The sequence below is a fragment of the Enterobacter sp. Cy-643 genome, assembly GCF_011752815.1.
Taxonomy (GTDB): domain Bacteria; phylum Pseudomonadota; class Gammaproteobacteria; order Enterobacterales; family Enterobacteriaceae; genus Cedecea.
This window is the reverse complement of sequence record NZ_VWWV01000002.1, coordinates 789,532-806,510: the sequence shown is the minus strand read 5'-3', so window position 1 is coordinate 806,510 and position 16,979 is coordinate 789,532. Positions and strand designations below refer to the sequence as shown.

The following is a 16,979-nucleotide window of genomic DNA, read 5'->3' as shown; positions in this document are numbered from 1 at the left end:
GCATCAGAACATCAGCACCATCCACGGGTAGCTGATAAGCATCAGCGAACAGAGGAAGATAGCGCCAAAGATGGTACCCATTCGCCAGTAATCTTTGGTGGGCAGGTAGCCGCTGCCGTAGTAAATCGGGCTTGGGCCGGTGCCGTAAGGGGTGATGATCCCCATCACGCCGAGCGAGGTCACCATCATCAGGCAGAAGACCGGCATATTAATCCCCGGAATTGATGCGGCGATGGTCAGCGTGGCCGGCAGCAGGGCGGTGGTGTGCGCCGTGGTGCTGGCAAACAGATAGTGCAGCAGGTAGAACGCCACCAGCAGCATCACTGCCGACACCTGCGGGTCGAAGCCGTGCAGCAGCGCGGCACCTTCTTTCCCCAGCCAGGCAATGAAGCCCACGCGCGCCAGGCCATCGGCCAGCGCCACCAGGGTGGCAAACCAGGCGAAGGTATTCCAGGCCGGTTTATTGCTGATAATGTCGTTCCAGTTCAGCACGCCGGTCCACAGCATCAGCACGATAACCAGCAGGGCGGCCATGGCAGGCTCAATCCACGCGGCGGCAAAAATCCACATCAGCAGGGCGCTACAGACAAACAGCAGCAGCAGGATTTCGTTGCGCGACAGTTTGCCCAGTTTTTCCAGCTCTGCGGCAGCCCATTTCGGCACTTCGTCATTCACCTTCACTTCCGGCGGGTAGAACCAGTAAGCCAGCAGCGGCATGGTCAGGATCAGCAACACGCCCAGCGGCAGGAAGGCCAGGAACCACATCCCCCAGGAGATCTCAAAGCCGATGATGCTTTTCACCAGCGCCAGCGCCAGCAGGTTTGGTGCCAGCGCGGAGAGGAACATCGAGCTGGTGATACAGGCGGCGCTGATCGCCACCCACATCAGGTAAGAGCCAATCCTGCGCGAACTTGGGTCGTTAGGCAGAGAGCCATACAGCGGCGGCAGGTTGGCAATAATCGGGTAAATAGTCCCCCCGCTGCGCGCGGTGTTAGACGGTGTGAACGGGGCCAGCAGCAGGTCGGCGAAGGTGATCGCGTAGCCCAGCGTCAGGCTACGTCGGCCCAGGTACTTCACCAGGATCAGCGCCAGACGACGGCCAAACTGCGTTTTATCGTAGCCCGCGGCAAACATAAAGGCGCCGAAGATCAGCCACACGGTGGAGTTACTAAAGCCGCTGACGGCCCACTGGAAGGACTGGCTCGCCAGCTTAAATTTAGGATCGGCCAGCTCGGCCGGGCTAAACAACAGCCACTGGCTGAAAAGGGCGATAACCACGATGCCCGTCAGCCCGATAACGGCCCCAGGTAAGGGTTCGAAGATCAGCCCGACAATCACGCCGACGAAGACGGCGAAGAAGTGCCATGCGTACGGTTCTAATCCGGCCGGAACCGGGAGTAGTAATATAATGATGCTGATCAGGATCGGTAAAAATAGCAATATTAAGCGCTTTTTGTTCCCCGCATCTGGGGGCGGTGCTTTCGCCGTCGCGCTTATTGTTGAGGTGTTAGTCATAGCCTGTGCCTTAAAGTTATCATGATGAATTCGATTAATATTCCCTGCAAAACCTGTTTCCCGACTTTTATTTCCACCTCATCTTTTATAGGCAGAATTTTATACATTCATGATAGTTTTTTTAACCGGTGCAAATCTGACCGCTCATCGCACCTACTCCTGAACTCCATTTAACCTTATATTTATTAAGTGATAAGCGAGTGTTTCTTGAATCCTTCATCATACTGAAACAATGAGAGATTATCCCTTCTTTTGCGCTCCTGCTGGCCGTGCTCGGTATTTGATTTTGGTTTCTGTATAGCAAAAAGCCAACGATTTTATTTAACTAAAAAATTTGCATCATTTATATCCATAGTCTTTAGGTGGTTAAAGATCAAATCGTAACCTGATGTAAATTAGCCGCTTCGCTGATTGCCATAGACTATTCAGCAGAAGCAAAGTGATATAAAACCTTCTGTTATTTATGGTTATTATTTGTATTTGCTTTTTTTAAGGCGTTGACTAACATTCGAAAAATATATTCCGCAAAATTGCCGTTTCTGTTCTCTAATTCAAATTACGTTACTCCCTGATAATTGTGTTGCCTGCCGGGGCTATTCATTGAGTGCCGGACAATGTCGACCTCACCTGCTGGAATGATAAAGAATGAACTCCAAAACTCCGATCCTGAAGCCACTCACCTTGCCCAACGGCGCGGTGCTGAAAAACCGCCTGATCATGGCGCCGATGACCACCTGTACCGGTTTTTACGACGGTAGCGTGCCCAGCGATTTGGTTGAGTATTACCGCGAACGCGCGGGCACCATCGGTACCGTTATCGTCGAATGCTGCTTTATCGATCCTAAAGGCCCCGCTTTCCCCGGTGCACTGGCTATCGACAGTGACAACAAAATTCCAGGACTCGCGCGAATTGCCAGCGCGATTAAATCCCGTGGCTCGAAAGCCATTCTGCAGATTTATCACGGCGGCCGAATGGTTGAGCCGGAGCTGATTGGCGGCAAGAAGCCCGTCGCGCCGAGCGCCATTGCCGCACCGCGTGAAGGGGCCACCACGCCAGAAGCCCTTACCGCCGAAGAAGTGGATGTGATGATCACCAAGTTTGGCGATGCCGTGAACCGTGCGATCAAAGCCGGATTCGACGGCGTGGAGATCCACGGCGCAAACACTTACCTGATTCAGCAGTTCTATTCGCCAAACTCTAACCAGCGTGACGATAAGTGGGGCGGCAGCCGCGACAACCGCGCCAGATTCCCGCTGGAAGTGCTCGAAATCACCCACAAAATGGCCAGCCGCTTCGCCGATGCTTCCTTTATTATCGGCTACCGTTTCTCGCCGGAAGAGATTGAGGTGCCCGGCATTCGCTTCGACGACACCATGTACCTGCTGGAAAAGCTGGCGGAAAGGGGCGTTGATTACGTGCACTTCTCCGTGGGCTACTTCAAGCGTGCGTCGATCGTCGATACCAAAGATCCGACCATGCTGATCGACAAGTATCTGGCGATGCGGTCTGAAACGCTGGCGAAAGTGCCGGTTATCGGGGTGGGCGGGGTCGTTAACCGCACTGATGCCGAAGAGGCGCTGGGCCTCGGGTACGACCTGATTGCCGTCGGGAAAGCCTGTATTGCCTACCCGGACTGGGCCGATCGCATTCTAAAAAATGAAACGCTTGATCTGTTCATTGACAGCACTAAGCGCGAAGAATTGCTGATCCCTGAGCCGCTGTGGCGCTTCTCGCTGGTCGATGCCATGATCCGCGACACCAGCACCACTGGCCGCAAATACAAAGCCGGGGTCTTCCAGGAAAAAGTAGAGGCCGAAGCGCTCAAGCTCAAAATCAGCGTCACGCTCGACACCGACCGTATTACCGACATTTCCCTGGTTCAGGACGATTCGGTGGATGTCGATTTCACCCCAAGTTTCGAAATTTTACGCTCGCGTATGCTGGTGGCCAACAGCCCGTATGTGGATGCGGTGACCGGGGCAACGGCACAAAGTGAGGCCCTGAAGAAAGCGGTCTCCCGCGCGATGACCACCTCCAGCAAAGAACATGTGATTGAAGAAGGCGGCAACCCGGATGCGCCACAAAGCTACGATGTGGCGGTGATCGGCAGCGGCGGTGCAGGCCTGGCGGCGGCTATTCGTGCTGCTGACGCCGGTGCCCGCGTGGTGATCATCGAGAAGATGCCAACCATCGGCGGCAACACCATCAAAGCCTCCGTGGGCATGAACGCCGCGGAAACGCGCTTCCAGGCGATGAAGGGCATTAAAGACAGCAAAGAGCTGTTCTACGATGAGACGCTGAAAGGCGGTAAATTCAGAAACAATACCGAACTGCTCAAAGAGTTCGTCGAGCGCGCGCCCGGCGCCATTGACTGGCTGGCAAGCCTGGATATCGTCCTGAACGACATTACCATCACCGGCGGGATGAGCATTGACCGTACACACCGCCCGGCAGACCGCTCGGCCGTCGGCGGCTTCCTGATAAGCGGCCTGGTCAACAACGTCAACCAGCGCAGTATCGACGTTCTGCTGGATACCACCGTGGAAGAGATCCTGCATGAGAATGGCGTGGTAACCGGGGTTAAAGTCGCTAACGAATATAACGAACACCATATTTTGCTGGCGAAAAGCGTGGTTGTGGCCACCGGTGGCTTCAGCGCCAACCGTAAAATGGTGGTTCACTACCGCCCGGAACTGAAAGGCTTTGTGACCACCAACCATAAAGGCGCGACCGGGAGCGGTATTGCTCTGCTGGAGAAGATCGGCGCCGGTACGGTGGACATGGATCAGATCCAGATCCACCCGACCGTGGAGCAAACGACTTCTTATCTGATCTCCGAGTCCATTCGCGGCGGCGGGGCTATTCTGGTCAGTCAGGAAGGACAGCGCTTCTTCAATGAGCTGGAAACCCGTGACAAGGTTTCCGCAGAGATTATCGCTCTGCCGGAGAAAAGTGCCTGGATCCTGTTTGATGAGCAGGTACGCCAGAACAACAAAGCGGCGGACGAATACATCGCTCGTGGGTTTGTAATCAGCGCGCCAACGGCGGAAGAGCTGGCGGTGAAGCTGAATATGGATGCGCACGCGCTGCAGCAAACGCTGGATCGCTACAACGGTTTTGTGAAGCAGAAAAAGGACGAGGACTTTGGGCGTACCACCGGGATGCGTTTCCCGCTGGACACCGGGCCTTATTACGCGATCCGTATTGCGCCGGGGGTTCACCACACGATGGGCGGGGTGACTATTAACACCAGTGCAGAAGTGGTAACCGAACAGCATCAGGTGATCCAGGGCGTCTGGGCTGCGGGTGAAGTGGTGGGCGGTATCCACGGTGCCAACCGCATTGGCGGCAACGCCGTCGCCGATATCATCATCTTTGGTACGCTTGCCGGGCAAAATGCAGCGGCCCACGCGCTGGCTTAAGGCGATAAAAAAGCCGGAAGGGTGACCTCGCCGGCTTTCTCTTACCGGGCGGTCATCCGCCCATTTTTTTATTCTTATCAGATAAGCGCGGTTTTGCGCAGGGCGAGGAAGTCCAGCAGGCCGCCAAACAGAATCCCACCGATGGCGAACAAAGCGCCCCATTCCAGCAGCTGTAAAGCAAACGTCCATTCGGTCAGCCCCAGCGCATTGCTGATAATGACCAGCAGCCACGCCGCCAGCAGCAGGCAGCCAAAGCCCAGAATACGCAGCGCCAGGCGGTAAGCCGGGGCAAATTCGCTACGTGACATGAAGGTTTCGTTTTGCTGTGTGAATTCCAGCGTGCGCTTACAGACCAGCAATAACAGGATGCCCGGTACCGCGGCGACCACGGAGAACAGGTAGAACGTCGGCCAGCCGTGGGCTTCCACAAACCAGCCTGCAATCGGGCCGACATACACGCGGCCAACGGCGGAAAGGGCGGAAAGCAGCGCAAACTGAGTGGCTGAAAATGACTTATTGCACAGCGTCATCAGCAGCGCCACGAAGGCCGCGGTACCCATGCCACCGCAGAGGTTTTCGAAGAACACCGCGCTCGCCATGGTAATCATGTCTTTATCCGTTACCGACAGCAGCCAGTAACCGGCGTTGGACACCCCCTGCAAAATGCCGAAGATCAGCAAGGCGCGGAACAGCGTCAGCTTTTGCATTAGCATCCCGCCAAGCAGCGCGCCGAAAATGGTGGCGCACAGCCCAAGCGTTTTGTTCACCACGCCAACTTCACCGGCATCAAAGCCAACGCCGCGGATCAGGAACGTAGTGGTCAGGCTCATGGCAAAGGCATCGCCCAGCTTATAAAGCACAATCAGCAGCAAAATCAGCCAGGCATTGTTGCGGCCAAAGAAGTCACGCAGCGGCTCAACGACGGCGCGCTCCAGGCTTTTAGGAACGGGGACGGCATCGGTAGGTTCTGGCGCCAAAAGCGTGGCGATAATACAGGGCACAAGCAGGGCCGCCATCAGCCAGTAAGTGGCCTGCCAGCCCAAATAGCGGTCCGCCAGCCAGAGCGCGAGGCCGCCGGAAACCAGCATCGCCAGGCGGTAGCCAAGCACGCTGATGGCCGCGCCGGTACCGCGTTCCTCGGCGGACAGAACGTCGGTTTTCCAGGCATCAAAAACAATGTCCTGGGAGGCAGAGCAGAAGGCGATGATCACCGCCAGAGCTGCCATCCAGCGCAGCTGCGAGGAGGGTTCAAGGAATCCCATAGCGGCAATCGCCACCAACAACAGAATTTGCGTAATTAACAGCCAGCCACGACGACGCCCGAGCAGCGGCGGGGTGTAGCGATCCATTACCGGCGACCAAAGAAACTTAAAGACGTAGGCCTGGCCCACAAGCGAGAAGAAACCGATGGTTTTCAGGTCGATATTTTCGACGGTCATCCAGGCCTGAAGCGTACCTGAAGTCAGGGCTAGAGGTAGGCCGGACGCGAAGCCCAGAATCAGCAAAATGGCTGATTTTGGCTGCTGAAAGATGCGCAGATAATGATTGGACATAGGGGAATTGTACAAACTCTGTTGTTGGCCCGCGTGAGCAGGCCAACGGGGTAAAAATTAACGAGCGTTCTGCTTAACGAAGTCGTGAACGCTGGTGTCCTGAGCCATATCCGCAATGGTATCGGTCAGCACGGAGTTAACCGCGTCGGCGATATTTTTATTGGTCGCCTGGAAAGCGCCTTCAACGTTATAGCTGGAGCGGTAGTTCTTGGTCATCTTGTTACCGTTCTTCGCGGTCGCAATGATGGAGATATCCGCTTTAGTGGCGATGTTGTAGCGCACGTTACCCTGGGAAACGTCTGCATACAGCTGGTTAACGATGATCTGCAGGTCAACCGGGCTGTTTGGTCCAATCATGTAACCGCGCGCGGTCATCTGTTTCTCCAGCACTTCCTGCAGCAGGAAGCGCAGATCGCGGGATGGCGTCAGCGTGACTAGCTGATTGTCGCGGGTCACTTTCGCCAGCGCCTGGCTGGTGCGCTGATCGGCACCGTTGATGCTTAGCGTTACGCCCATCAGGCTTGGATCCTGCTGTGGCAGGGTGATCTTTGGCGACACTTCAATGGTGGTTGGCGGTGTTGCGCAGCTGGCCAGCATAAACATGGCAACCAGCGGGAAAAGTAATTTTTTTAACATGTTCGCTTTCTCAATGTACTCAAAGGGCAGGCTGATAAAAAATCACGCCATCATAACACTGCGGTCGTGCAGGGGAAGTGCTTAACGCACGGAATTTCATCGCGTTGCCATTTTTCCGGGCTTCAGCAAAACCTTCTGACACTTTTCATTCGGTTTAGTGCCTTAACCCTATGAACGTTCTGATAACCGGATGAAGAAAGGCCCGCGAAAGTTAAATTTTTGTTGTGTTCAAAGCAAAATCTGGCTAAAAGCGGCTAACATTTAAAGGGATGAGTGGCATCTCTACGTTGTCGAGGAGAAAGTTCATGCTGATACGCGAGCAGATAGAAGATAAGTTAAAAGCCGCCTTTACCCCCGCGTACCTGGAAGTCGTGGATGAAAGCTATCGTCACAATGTTCCGGCGGGCTCCGAAAGCCATTTCAAGGTGGTGCTGGTTAGCGATCGTTTTACCGGCGAACGCTTTTTAAACCGCCATCGCATGATTTATGGCACATTAAGCGAGGAACTCGCAGGCCCTGTACACGCGCTGGCGCTGCACACTTACACCGTCAAAGAGTGGGAAGGGCTGCAGGACACAGTGTTTGCCTCCCCGAACTGCCGTGGCGCGGGCAGCATTGCCTGATTAACCGCTAAGCGTTTGCAACTAAGGGAACTTTTCCGTTATGTTGCGGTATGTATACTGCGTTTCCCAAAACGGCCTGCGGGCCGTTTTGTTTTGCCCGTCTCTTTATGGGAACGGGCAAAGAAGAATAAATGACAAAGAAGTGTGAAAAAGGCCGCAGCCGAGCGCTATTGCCGTTCTCGACTCACCCCTGTGATGCCGCTATAATGCTGCGTCTTATTTTTTGAATGTCTTCGGGATGATTCTGACGACAGGGAATGTGTTTCTGATTCAGAGAACATCCTGGTTCTGTGAAGCCAACAGGGCTTCCAGAGTTGACCGAGCACTGTGATTTTTTGAGGTAACAAGATGCAAGTTTCAGTTGAAACCACTCAGGGCCTTGGCCGCCGTCTCACGATTACTATCGCTGCAGACAGCATCGAAACCGCTGTAAAAAGCGAGCTGGTCAACGTAGCTAAAAAAGTACGTATCGACGGTTTCCGTAAAGGCAAAGTGCCGATGACCGTCGTTGAGCAGCGCTACGGTGCTTCCGTTCGTCAGGACGTGCTGGGCGAGCTGATGAGCCGCAACTTCATTGATGCGATCATCAAAGAGAAGATCAATCCGGCTGGCGCACCTAACTATGTGCCGGGCGAATACAAAATGGGCGAAGACTTCACCTACGCGGTAGAGTTTGAAGTGTACCCAGAAGTTGAGCTGCAGGGTCTGGAAGCTATCGAAGTTGAAAAACCGGTTGTTGATGTGACCGACGAAGACGTTGATGCAATGCTGGACACTCTGCGCAAGCAGCAGGCGACCTGGAAAGACAGCGACGCTGCAGCGACGGCAGAAGATCGCGTTACCATCGATTTCACCGGTTCCGTTGACGGCGAAGTGTTCGAAGGCGGCAAAGCCTCTGACTTCGTGCTGGCAATGGGGCAGGGTCGTATGATCCCTGGCTTCGAAGACGGCATCGTTGGCCACAAAGCGGGCGAAGAGTTCACTATCGAAGTGACCTTCCCGGAAGAATACCACGCTGAAAACCTGAAAGGGAAAGCGGCGAAGTTCGACATCGTGCTGAAGAAAGTTGAAGCGCGTGAGCTGCCAGAATTCACCGAAGAGTTCATCAAGCGTTTCGGCGTTGAAGATGGTTCCGTGGCTGGCCTGCGTACCGAAGTGCGTAAAAACATGGATCGCGAACTGAAAGGCGCCGTGCGTAACCGCATCAAGTCTCAGGCAATCGACGGTCTGGTTAACGCTAACGACATCGACGTGCCAGCTGCGCTGATCGACGGCGAAATCGACGTTCTGCGTCGCCAGGCTGCACAGCGTTTCGGTGGCAACGAGAAACAGGCTCTGGAACTGCCACGTGAACTGTTCGAAGAGCAGGCTAAACGTCGCGTTGTTGTTGGTCTGCTGCTGGGTGAAGTGATCCGTACCCACGAGCTGAAAGCTGACGAAGAGCGTGTTAAAGGTCTGATCGAAGAAATGGCTTCTGCCTACGAAGATCCGACCGAAGTTATCGAGTTCTACGGTAAAAACAAAGAGCTGATGGACAACATGCGCAACGTTGCGCTGGAAGAGCAGGCTGTTGAAGCCGTTCTGGCTAAAGCGAAAGTGTCCGAAAAAGCGACCACTTTCAGCGAGCTGATGAACCAGCAGGCGTAAGTACTTTTGGCTTATTAGCCAAAAATAGCCGCATCAGGCCCGTCACCTTTTGGTGGCGGGCTTTTTTTATTGCTAAATCACACGATAAGCGATCAATAAATCCCCATTTCAGGGTTAGCGTAACAACAAAAGGTTGTTATGCTTGAAACAGGGCAAATCATCCCCATTATTCGGGTGAGGTTCCATTAACAATCCCTGACTGACTCCGTCCAGAATCGGCGCAAGGAACATAGTCAATATCCTGCGTCTCAAGTAGAATCAGTACAGTAGGCTTAATTACTCCAGGAGACGGACATGTCATACAGTGGCGAACGAGATCAATTAGCACCCCATATGGCCCTGGTGCCGATGGTTGTTGAACAAACATCCCGCGGCGAACGTTCATACGATATTTATTCTCGTCTGCTTAAGGAGCGCGTCATCTTCCTGACCGGTCAGGTAGAAGATCATATGGCTAACCTGATTGTGGCGCAGATGCTGTTTCTGGAAGCAGAAAACCCGGAAAAAGATATCTATCTTTACATCAACTCTCCGGGTGGCGTAATTACGGCCGGGATGTCGATTTACGACACCATGAAGTTTATTAAGCCGGACGTCAGCACCATTTGTATGGGCCAGGCTTGCTCGATGGGCGCATTCCTGCTGACCGCAGGGGCAAAAGGTAAGCGTTTCTGCCTGCCTAACTCCCGCGTCATGATTCACCAGCCGCTGGGCGGCTACCAGGGCCAGGCGACGGATATCGAAATCCACGCTAAAGAGATCCTGAAAGTGAAAGCACGTATGAACGAGCTGATGGCGGAACATACGGGCAAATCGCTTGAACAAATCGAGAAAGACACCGAGCGCGATCGTTTCCTCTCCGCAAGCGAAGCGGTAGAGTACGGTTTAGTCGATTCGATCCTGACTCACCGTAACTAATGCCCGAAGCTTTGGGCCGCTATACTATAGTCAAAGTGGCGGCCTGACTTAACGCTTCACTATCGGCTGCGCCGTAGAATGGCACTTGTGCTACCGGTGGTAGCGCACAGAAACAGAGAAGAGGTTTTACTGATGACAGATAAGCGCAAAGACGGTTCAGGCAAACTGCTGTACTGCTCTTTTTGCGGCAAAAGCCAGCATGAAGTGCGCAAGCTGATTGCCGGGCCGTCAGTGTATATCTGCGATGAGTGTGTCGATTTATGCAACGACATCATTCGCGAAGAGATTAAAGAAGTTGCGCCGCACCGTGAACGCAGTGCGTTGCCAACGCCGCACGAAATTCGCCACCATCTTGACGATTATGTTATCGGTCAGGAGCAGGCGAAAAAAGTGTTGGCGGTTGCGGTTTACAACCACTACAAACGTCTGCGCAACAGCGACACGTCCAACGGCGTTGAGCTGGGTAAAAGCAACATCCTGCTGATAGGCCCGACCGGCAGCGGTAAAACGCTGCTGGCAGAAACGCTGGCTCGCCTGCTGGATGTGCCATTTACCATGGCCGATGCAACCACGCTGACCGAAGCAGGTTACGTGGGTGAAGACGTTGAAAACATCATTCAGAAGCTGCTGCAGAAATGCGACTACGACGTACAAAAAGCCCAGCGTGGCATCGTGTACATTGATGAGATTGACAAAATCTCTCGCAAATCTGATAACCCGTCGATCACCCGTGACGTGTCCGGTGAAGGCGTGCAGCAGGCGCTGCTGAAACTGATTGAAGGCACCGTGGCTGCCGTTCCACCTCAGGGTGGCCGTAAGCATCCACAGCAGGAATTCCTGCAGGTTGATACCTCCAAGATTCTGTTTATCTGCGGCGGCGCATTTGCAGGCCTGGATAAAGTTATCGCGAACCGTGTGGAAACGGGTTCTGGTATCGGCTTTGGCGCAACGGTAAAAGCGAAGTCTGAGAAAGCCAGCGAAGGCCAGCTGCTCGGCCAGGTTGAACCGGAAGATCTGATCAAATTCGGTCTGATCCCTGAATTCATCGGTCGTCTGCCGGTGGTCGCAACCTTAAGCGAACTGAGCGAAGACGCGCTGATCCAGATCCTGAAAGAGCCGAAAAATGCCCTGACCAAACAGTATCAGGCATTGTTCAATCTGGAAGGCGTAGAGCTGGAATTCCGTGATGAAGCGCTTGATGCGATTGCCAAGAAAGCGATGATTCGTAAAACCGGTGCTCGTGGCCTGCGTTCCATCGTGGAAGGCGCGCTGCTGGACACCATGTACGATCTGCCATCTCTGGACGACGTGGAAAAAGTGGTGATTGACGAGTCCGTCATCGCTGGCCAGTCCAAGCCGCTATTAATTTATGGTAAGCCGGAAGCACAGCAGGCATCCGGTGAATAATTCGCCAGAATAACCAGTCAGTTAATAAGAAAATGGGGGATTTTATCCCCCATTTATTTTTCCTGCATTCCCACAGTTGAATGTCCGGGAAACAGCCCCATATACTGATTTACTTGTTGGTGGAGCGGAAGCGTTCACCAAATCACCTGGCGGACATTAAACTAAGAGAGAGCTCTATGAATCCTGAGCGTTCTGAACGCATTGAAATCCCCGTATTGCCGTTGCGCGATGTGGTGGTTTATCCGCACATGGTTATTCCACTGTTTGTCGGGCGTGAAAAATCCATTCGCTGCCTGGAAGCTGCAATGGACCATGATAAGAAAATCATGCTGGTGGCGCAGAAAGAGGCTTCGACGGATGAGCCAGGTGTTAACGACCTGTTCACTGTGGGTACCGTTGCTTCAATTCTGCAAATGCTGAAACTGCCTGACGGTACGGTAAAAGTACTGGTTGAGGGGCTTCAGCGCGCGCGTATCACCACGCTGTCTGACAACGGCGACCACTTCTCTGCGCAAGCGGAGTACCTGAACTCGCCGGCGATTGAAGAGCGCGAGCAGGAAGTGCTGGTTCGCACCGCAATCAATCAGTTTGAAGGCTACATCAAGCTGAACAAAAAAATTCCACCGGAAGTGCTGACGTCGCTGAACAGCATCGACGATCCTGCACGTCTGGCCGATACCATTGCCGCCCATATGCCGCTTAAGCTGTCGGACAAGCAATCTGTGCTTGAGATGTCCGATATCAACGAGCGTCTCGAATACCTGATGGCGATGATGGAGTCGGAGATCGATCTGCTGCAGGTTGAGAAACGCATTCGCAACCGCGTTAAAAAGCAGATGGAAAAAAGCCAGCGCGAGTACTATCTGAATGAGCAAATGAAGGCTATTCAGAAAGAGCTGGGCGAAATGGACGACGCGCCTGATGAAAATGAAGCGCTGAAGCGCAAAATTGACGCGGCGAAAATGCCGAAAGAAGCGCGTGAGAAAACCGAAGCCGAGCTGCAGAAGCTGAAAATGATGTCGCCGATGTCTGCGGAAGCTACCGTGGTGCGCGGCTACATCGACTGGATGGTTCAGGTTCCGTGGAACGCCCGCAGCAAGGTCAAAAAAGATCTGCGTCAGGCGCAGGAAATCCTCGATACCGACCATTACGGTCTGGAACGAGTGAAAGATCGCATTCTGGAATACCTCGCAGTCCAAAGCCGTGTCAACAAGCTGAAAGGGCCAATTCTGTGCCTGGTTGGGCCGCCGGGGGTAGGTAAAACCTCTCTGGGCCAGTCCATCGCGAAAGCCACGGGTCGTAAATACGTGCGTATGGCGCTGGGCGGGGTACGTGACGAAGCGGAAATCCGCGGTCACCGCCGGACTTACATTGGCTCTATGCCGGGTAAACTGATTCAGAAGATGGCCAAAGTCGGGGTGAAAAACCCGCTGTTCCTGCTGGATGAAATCGACAAGATGTCTTCCGACATGCGCGGTGACCCTGCGTCTGCGCTGCTGGAAGTGCTCGATCCGGAACAGAACGTGACGTTTAACGATCACTACCTTGAAGTGGACTACGATCTTAGCGACGTGATGTTTGTCGCAACGTCTAACTCCATGAACATTCCGGCCCCGCTGCTGGATCGTATGGAAGTGATTCGTCTGTCCGGCTATACCGAAGACGAAAAGCTGAATATTGCCAAACAGCACCTGCTGCCGAAGCAAATTGAGCGCAACGCCCTGAAAAAAGGCGAGCTAAAAGTGGATGACAGCGCCATTGTGGGCATTATCCGCTACTACACTCGTGAAGCGGGCGTCCGTAGCCTGGAGCGTGAAATCTCCAAGCTGTGCCGTAAAGCGGTGAAGCAGCTGCTGCTGGATAAATCGCTCAAGCACATCGAAATCAACGGCGACAACCTGAAGGATTACCTTGGGGTGCAGCGCTTTGATTACGGCCGTGCCGACAGCGAAAACCGCGTAGGTCAGGTGACCGGGCTGGCGTGGACGGAAGTGGGCGGCGATCTGCTGACCATCGAAACCGCCTGCGTACCGGGTAAAGGCAAGCTGACTTATACCGGCTCCCTCGGTGAAGTTATGCAGGAATCCATCCAGGCGGCGCTGACCGTGGTCCGTGCTCGTGCGGAAAAACTGGGTATTAACGGTGATTTCTACGAGAAACGTGACATTCACGTTCACGTCCCGGAAGGGGCGACGCCGAAAGACGGTCCAAGCGCCGGTATCGCAATGTGTACCGCGCTGGTGTCCTGCCTGACGGGGAACCCGGTTCGTGCCGATGTGGCAATGACCGGTGAAATTACCCTGCGCGGCCAGGTGTTGCCGATTGGTGGCTTGAAAGAGAAGCTGCTGGCAGCGCATCGTGGCGGCATCAAAACCGTGCTGATCCCGGACGACAACAAGCGCGATCTGGAAGAAATTCCGGATAACGTGATTGCAGACCTGACTATTCATCCTGTGAAGCGTATTGAGGAAGTTCTGGCCCTCGCGCTGCAGAATGAGCCTTCTGGCATGCAGGTAGTCACCGCAAAATAGTGACCTGACGCAAATACAATCAATAAAATTAGGGCTGGTAAGTGAATTGTCACTTGCCAGCTTTTTTTTGTATCGCTAATTTAGTTGCTGGCTGAGCTTATCGTCCACAACTCCTGTTGTAAGGGCATGACGAGCCTGTTATAACTGCTGCGCGGTCGCACCTGAGGGATATCAGGTGCGATATAAATTATAAAGAGAGGAAGAGAAGAGTGAATAAATCTCAACTGATAGACAAAATTGCCGCAGGTGCTGATATTTCTAAAGCCGCGGCTGGACGTGCATTAGATGCTGTTATTGCTTCTGTTACTGAATCTCTGCAGTCCGGGGAAGACGTAGCACTGGTAGGTTTTGGTACCTTTGCTGTTAAAGAGCGTGCTGCCCGTACTGGCCGTAACCCTCAAACTGGTAAAGAAATCACCATCGCCGCAGCAAAAGTACCAGGCTTCCGTGCTGGTAAAGCGCTGAAAGACGCTGTTAACTGATTTATTGGCCCCGACTGGCTGGGGTAGATGGTGTCAGGTATCGCAGGGGCGCATCATTTGATGTGCCTTTTTTATTGCCTGAAGCCGAATTTTACGCAGGTGTTGATGATTTGCAGTGGGTTTCTTGTCACAATACGCCCTTGCGCGCAGCACAGGGCAGCTTGAGTCATTAAGGATGCCAGCTTAGCGCCTGCGCAGGTTTACCAAGTCATACTACAGCGGAGTGTTGTTACACCATGATGGACAATTTACGAGCGGCGGCTAACCATGTCGTGCTCAAGATCATTCTGGGTTTGATTATCTTGTCATTCGTTCTGACTGGCGTGGGTAGCTACCTGACTGGCGGTAACAATAATTACGCCGCAAAAGTAAATGGCCAGGAGATTGGCCGTGGTCAGTTCGAAAATGCCGTCGCGAACGAGCGTAATCGTCAGCAGCAGCAGCTGGGCGATCAGTTCTCCGTTCTCGCCGGTAACGAAGGCTACATGAAGCAGATGCGTCAGCAGGTACTCAACCAGCTGATTGATGAAGCACTGCTTGACCAGTATGCCAAACATCTGGGCCTTGGCATCAGCGACGAGCAGGTGAAAATGGCCATCTTCAGCCAGCCTGCCTTCCAGACTAACGGTAAGTTCGATAACGCTCGCTATAACGCCATCATCGGCAATATGGGATTGACTGCCGATCAATATGCACAGGCGCTGCGCAATCAGCTCACCACCGATCAGCTGATTAAAGCCGTGGTCGGCACCGACTTTATGCTCACCGGCGAAACCGACGAGCTGGCGGCATTAGTCTCCCAGCAGCGCGTAGTGCGCGAAGCCACAATCGACGTGAAAGCGCTGGCCGCGAAGCAAGACGCTTCCGAGCAGGAAATCAACGCCAACTACGAGCAGAACAAAAACCGCTACATTACCCCTGAGCAGTTTAAAGTTAGCTACATCAAGCTGGACGCAGCTTCCATGCAGGAAGCGGCCAGTGATGCGGACATTCAGGCTTACTACGATCAGCATAAAGACGAATTCACCCAGCCGCAGCGTAATCGCTACAGCGTGATTCAGACTAAAACCGAAGATGAAGCGAAAGCGATTCTCGACGAACTGAACAAGGGCGGCGATTTTGCTGCACTGGCGAAGGCCAAGTCTGCTGACATCATCTCTGCCCGCAACGGCGGTGATATGGGCTGGCTGGAAGCCTCCACCACGCCTGACGAACTGAAAAATGCCGGTCTGAAAGAAAAAGGTCAGCTGTCCGGCGTCGTTAAATCTTCCGTTGGTTTCCTGATCGTTCGCCTGGATGATATCCAGCCTGCCGTTGTGAAGCCGCTGGCGGAAGTTCGCGATGGCATCGTGGCTAAAGTGAAACAGGAAAAAGCCGTTGACGCTTACTATGCGCTGCAGCAGAAAGTGAGCGATGCCGCGAGTAACGACAACGAATCTCTGGCAAGCGCTGAGAAAGTTGCAGGCGTTAAAGCGGTTGAAACCGGCTGGTTTGGCCACGACAACCTGCCGGAAGAATTGAACTTCAAACCGGTTGCCGACGCTATCTTCAGCGGTGGTCTGGTGGGGGAAAACGGTTCGCCGGGCAGCAACTCAGACATCATTACCGTTGATGGCGATCGCGCTTTCGTCCTGCGTGTCTCCGAGCACAAAGCCGAAGCGGTTAAACCACTTTCTGAAGTGCGCGACCAGGTGATTGCCGCCGTGAAGCAGCAGAAAGCTGAGCAGCAGGCGAAGCTGGATGCCGACAAGCTGCTGAACGCGCTGAAACTGGGTAAAGGCAGTGACGAAATGAAAGCCGCTGGCCTGAGCTTCGGCGAAGCGAAAACCCTGAGCCGCACCGGGCAGGACCCGATCAGCCAGGCTGCCTTTGGTCTGCCGCTGCCGGCGAAAGACAAGCCGAGCTATGGCGTCGCCAATGATATGCAGGGCAACGTTGTGCTGCTGTCTCTGGATGAAGTGAAAGCAGGCTCTATGCCGGACGAGCAGAAAAAAGCGATGGTGCAGGGGATCACCCAGAACAATGCCCAGATTGCTTTCGAAGCGTTGATGTCCAACCTGCGCAAAGAAGCGAAGATCAAACTGGGCGATATCATCGACCAGCAGCAGTAATCCTCGCAAATTTTTGCAACGCAGTGTAATACCTGAAGGCCGCTTTCGCGGCCTTTTCCACATTTTAAATCCGGCGTTTGTGCCTGATTTTTATCCTCGCTATGGTGACCGGGCTGTCAACATACATGGAGGA

11 protein-coding genes are annotated in these 16,979 nt (G+C 53.8%); 8 read left to right on the top strand and 3 right to left on the bottom strand.

Annotation, left to right across the window (positions count from 1 at the left end):
* Positions 1-3: 3 nt before the first annotated feature.
* The gene (locus tag F3J29_RS12155) at positions 4-1,515 is read right to left on the bottom strand and encodes an anion permease (RefSeq protein WP_166866353.1); all 1,512 of its coding nucleotides are present in this window, start codon (positions 1,513-1,515) and stop codon (positions 4-6) included.
* A 645-nt stretch (positions 1,516-2,160) separates the two neighbouring features.
* Here F3J29_RS12155 and F3J29_RS12150 point away from each other — a divergent pair.
* A complete protein-coding gene (locus F3J29_RS12150; protein WP_166866352.1) occupies positions 2,161-4,938 on the top strand; it encodes a flavocytochrome c in 2,778 nt (925 codons plus the stop codon).
* Between the two features lie 77 nt (positions 4,939-5,015).
* Here F3J29_RS12150 and ampG read toward each other — a convergent pair whose 3' ends face one another.
* Positions 5,016-6,491 carry a muropeptide MFS transporter AmpG gene (ampG, locus tag F3J29_RS12145; RefSeq protein ID WP_166866350.1) on the bottom strand — a complete coding sequence of 492 codons (1,476 nt, stop codon included), beginning with the start codon at positions 6,489-6,491 and terminating at the stop codon, positions 5,016-5,018.
* 57 nt (positions 6,492-6,548) lie between these two features.
* A complete protein-coding gene (locus tag F3J29_RS12140) occupies positions 6,549-7,127 on the bottom strand; it encodes a lipoprotein (protein WP_008454604.1) in 579 nt (192 codons plus the stop codon).
* A gap of 305 nt (positions 7,128-7,432) precedes the next feature.
* Between F3J29_RS12140 and bolA the strand changes: the two genes are divergently transcribed.
* The 7 genes from bolA (at position 7,433) to ppiD (ending at position 16,846) form a co-directional block, all read left to right on the top strand.
* A complete protein-coding gene (gene bolA / locus F3J29_RS12135; protein WP_166866348.1) occupies positions 7,433-7,750 on the top strand; it encodes a transcriptional regulator BolA in 318 nt (105 codons plus the stop codon).
* Between the two features lie 348 nt (positions 7,751-8,098).
* The gene (tig, locus tag F3J29_RS12130; RefSeq protein ID WP_166866346.1) at positions 8,099-9,397 is read left to right on the top strand and encodes a trigger factor; all 1,299 of its coding nucleotides are present in this window, start codon (positions 8,099-8,101) and stop codon (positions 9,395-9,397) included.
* Positions 9,398-9,691: 294 nt separating this feature from the next.
* Complete coding sequence (gene clpP / locus F3J29_RS12125; RefSeq protein ID WP_008454616.1) at positions 9,692-10,315, top strand: ATP-dependent Clp endopeptidase proteolytic subunit ClpP; 624 nt, start codon at positions 9,692-9,694, stop codon at positions 10,313-10,315.
* A 132-nt stretch (positions 10,316-10,447) separates the two neighbouring features.
* Positions 10,448-11,722: an ATP-dependent protease ATP-binding subunit ClpX gene (gene clpX, locus F3J29_RS12120; protein ID WP_008454617.1), complete on the top strand. Its 1,275-nt coding sequence runs from the start codon at positions 10,448-10,450 to the stop codon at positions 11,720-11,722.
* Positions 11,723-11,898: 176 nt separating this feature from the next.
* Positions 11,899-14,253, top strand: a complete 2,355-nt coding sequence (gene lon / locus F3J29_RS12115) for an endopeptidase La (protein WP_008454618.1) — start codon at positions 11,899-11,901, stop codon at positions 14,251-14,253.
* 209 nt (positions 14,254-14,462) lie between these two features.
* Complete coding sequence (gene hupB, locus F3J29_RS12110; protein WP_008454620.1) at positions 14,463-14,735, top strand: nucleoid-associated protein HU-beta; 273 nt, start codon at positions 14,463-14,465, stop codon at positions 14,733-14,735.
* 236 nt (positions 14,736-14,971) lie between these two features.
* Positions 14,972-16,846 (top strand): peptidylprolyl isomerase, encoded by a 1,875-nt coding sequence (ppiD, locus tag F3J29_RS12105; protein WP_166866344.1) that lies wholly within the window; start codon positions 14,972-14,974, stop codon positions 16,844-16,846.
* Positions 16,847-16,979 lie beyond the last annotated feature (133 nt).

Coding starts and splice junctions, on each gene's coding strand:
- ppiD (WP_166866344.1), top strand. CDS start 14,972: ATGATGGACAATTTACGAGCGGCGGCTAACCATGTCGTGCTCAAGATC.
- clpP (WP_008454616.1), top strand. CDS start 9,692: ATGTCATACAGTGGCGAACGAGATCAATTAGCACCCCATATGGCCCTG.
- bolA (WP_166866348.1), top strand. CDS start 7,433: ATGCTGATACGCGAGCAGATAGAAGATAAGTTAAAAGCCGCCTTTACC.
- F3J29_RS12140 (WP_008454604.1), bottom strand. CDS start 7,127: ATGTTAAAAAAATTACTTTTCCCGCTGGTTGCCATGTTTATGCTGGCC.
- ampG (WP_166866350.1), bottom strand. CDS start 6,491: ATGTCCAATCATTATCTGCGCATCTTTCAGCAGCCAAAATCAGCCATT.
- clpX (WP_008454617.1), top strand. CDS start 10,448: ATGACAGATAAGCGCAAAGACGGTTCAGGCAAACTGCTGTACTGCTCT.
- F3J29_RS12155 (WP_166866353.1), bottom strand. CDS start 1,515: ATGACTAACACCTCAACAATAAGCGCGACGGCGAAAGCACCGCCCCCA.
- lon (WP_008454618.1), top strand. CDS start 11,899: ATGAATCCTGAGCGTTCTGAACGCATTGAAATCCCCGTATTGCCGTTG.
- tig (WP_166866346.1), top strand. CDS start 8,099: ATGCAAGTTTCAGTTGAAACCACTCAGGGCCTTGGCCGCCGTCTCACG.
- F3J29_RS12150 (WP_166866352.1), top strand. CDS start 2,161: ATGAACTCCAAAACTCCGATCCTGAAGCCACTCACCTTGCCCAACGGC.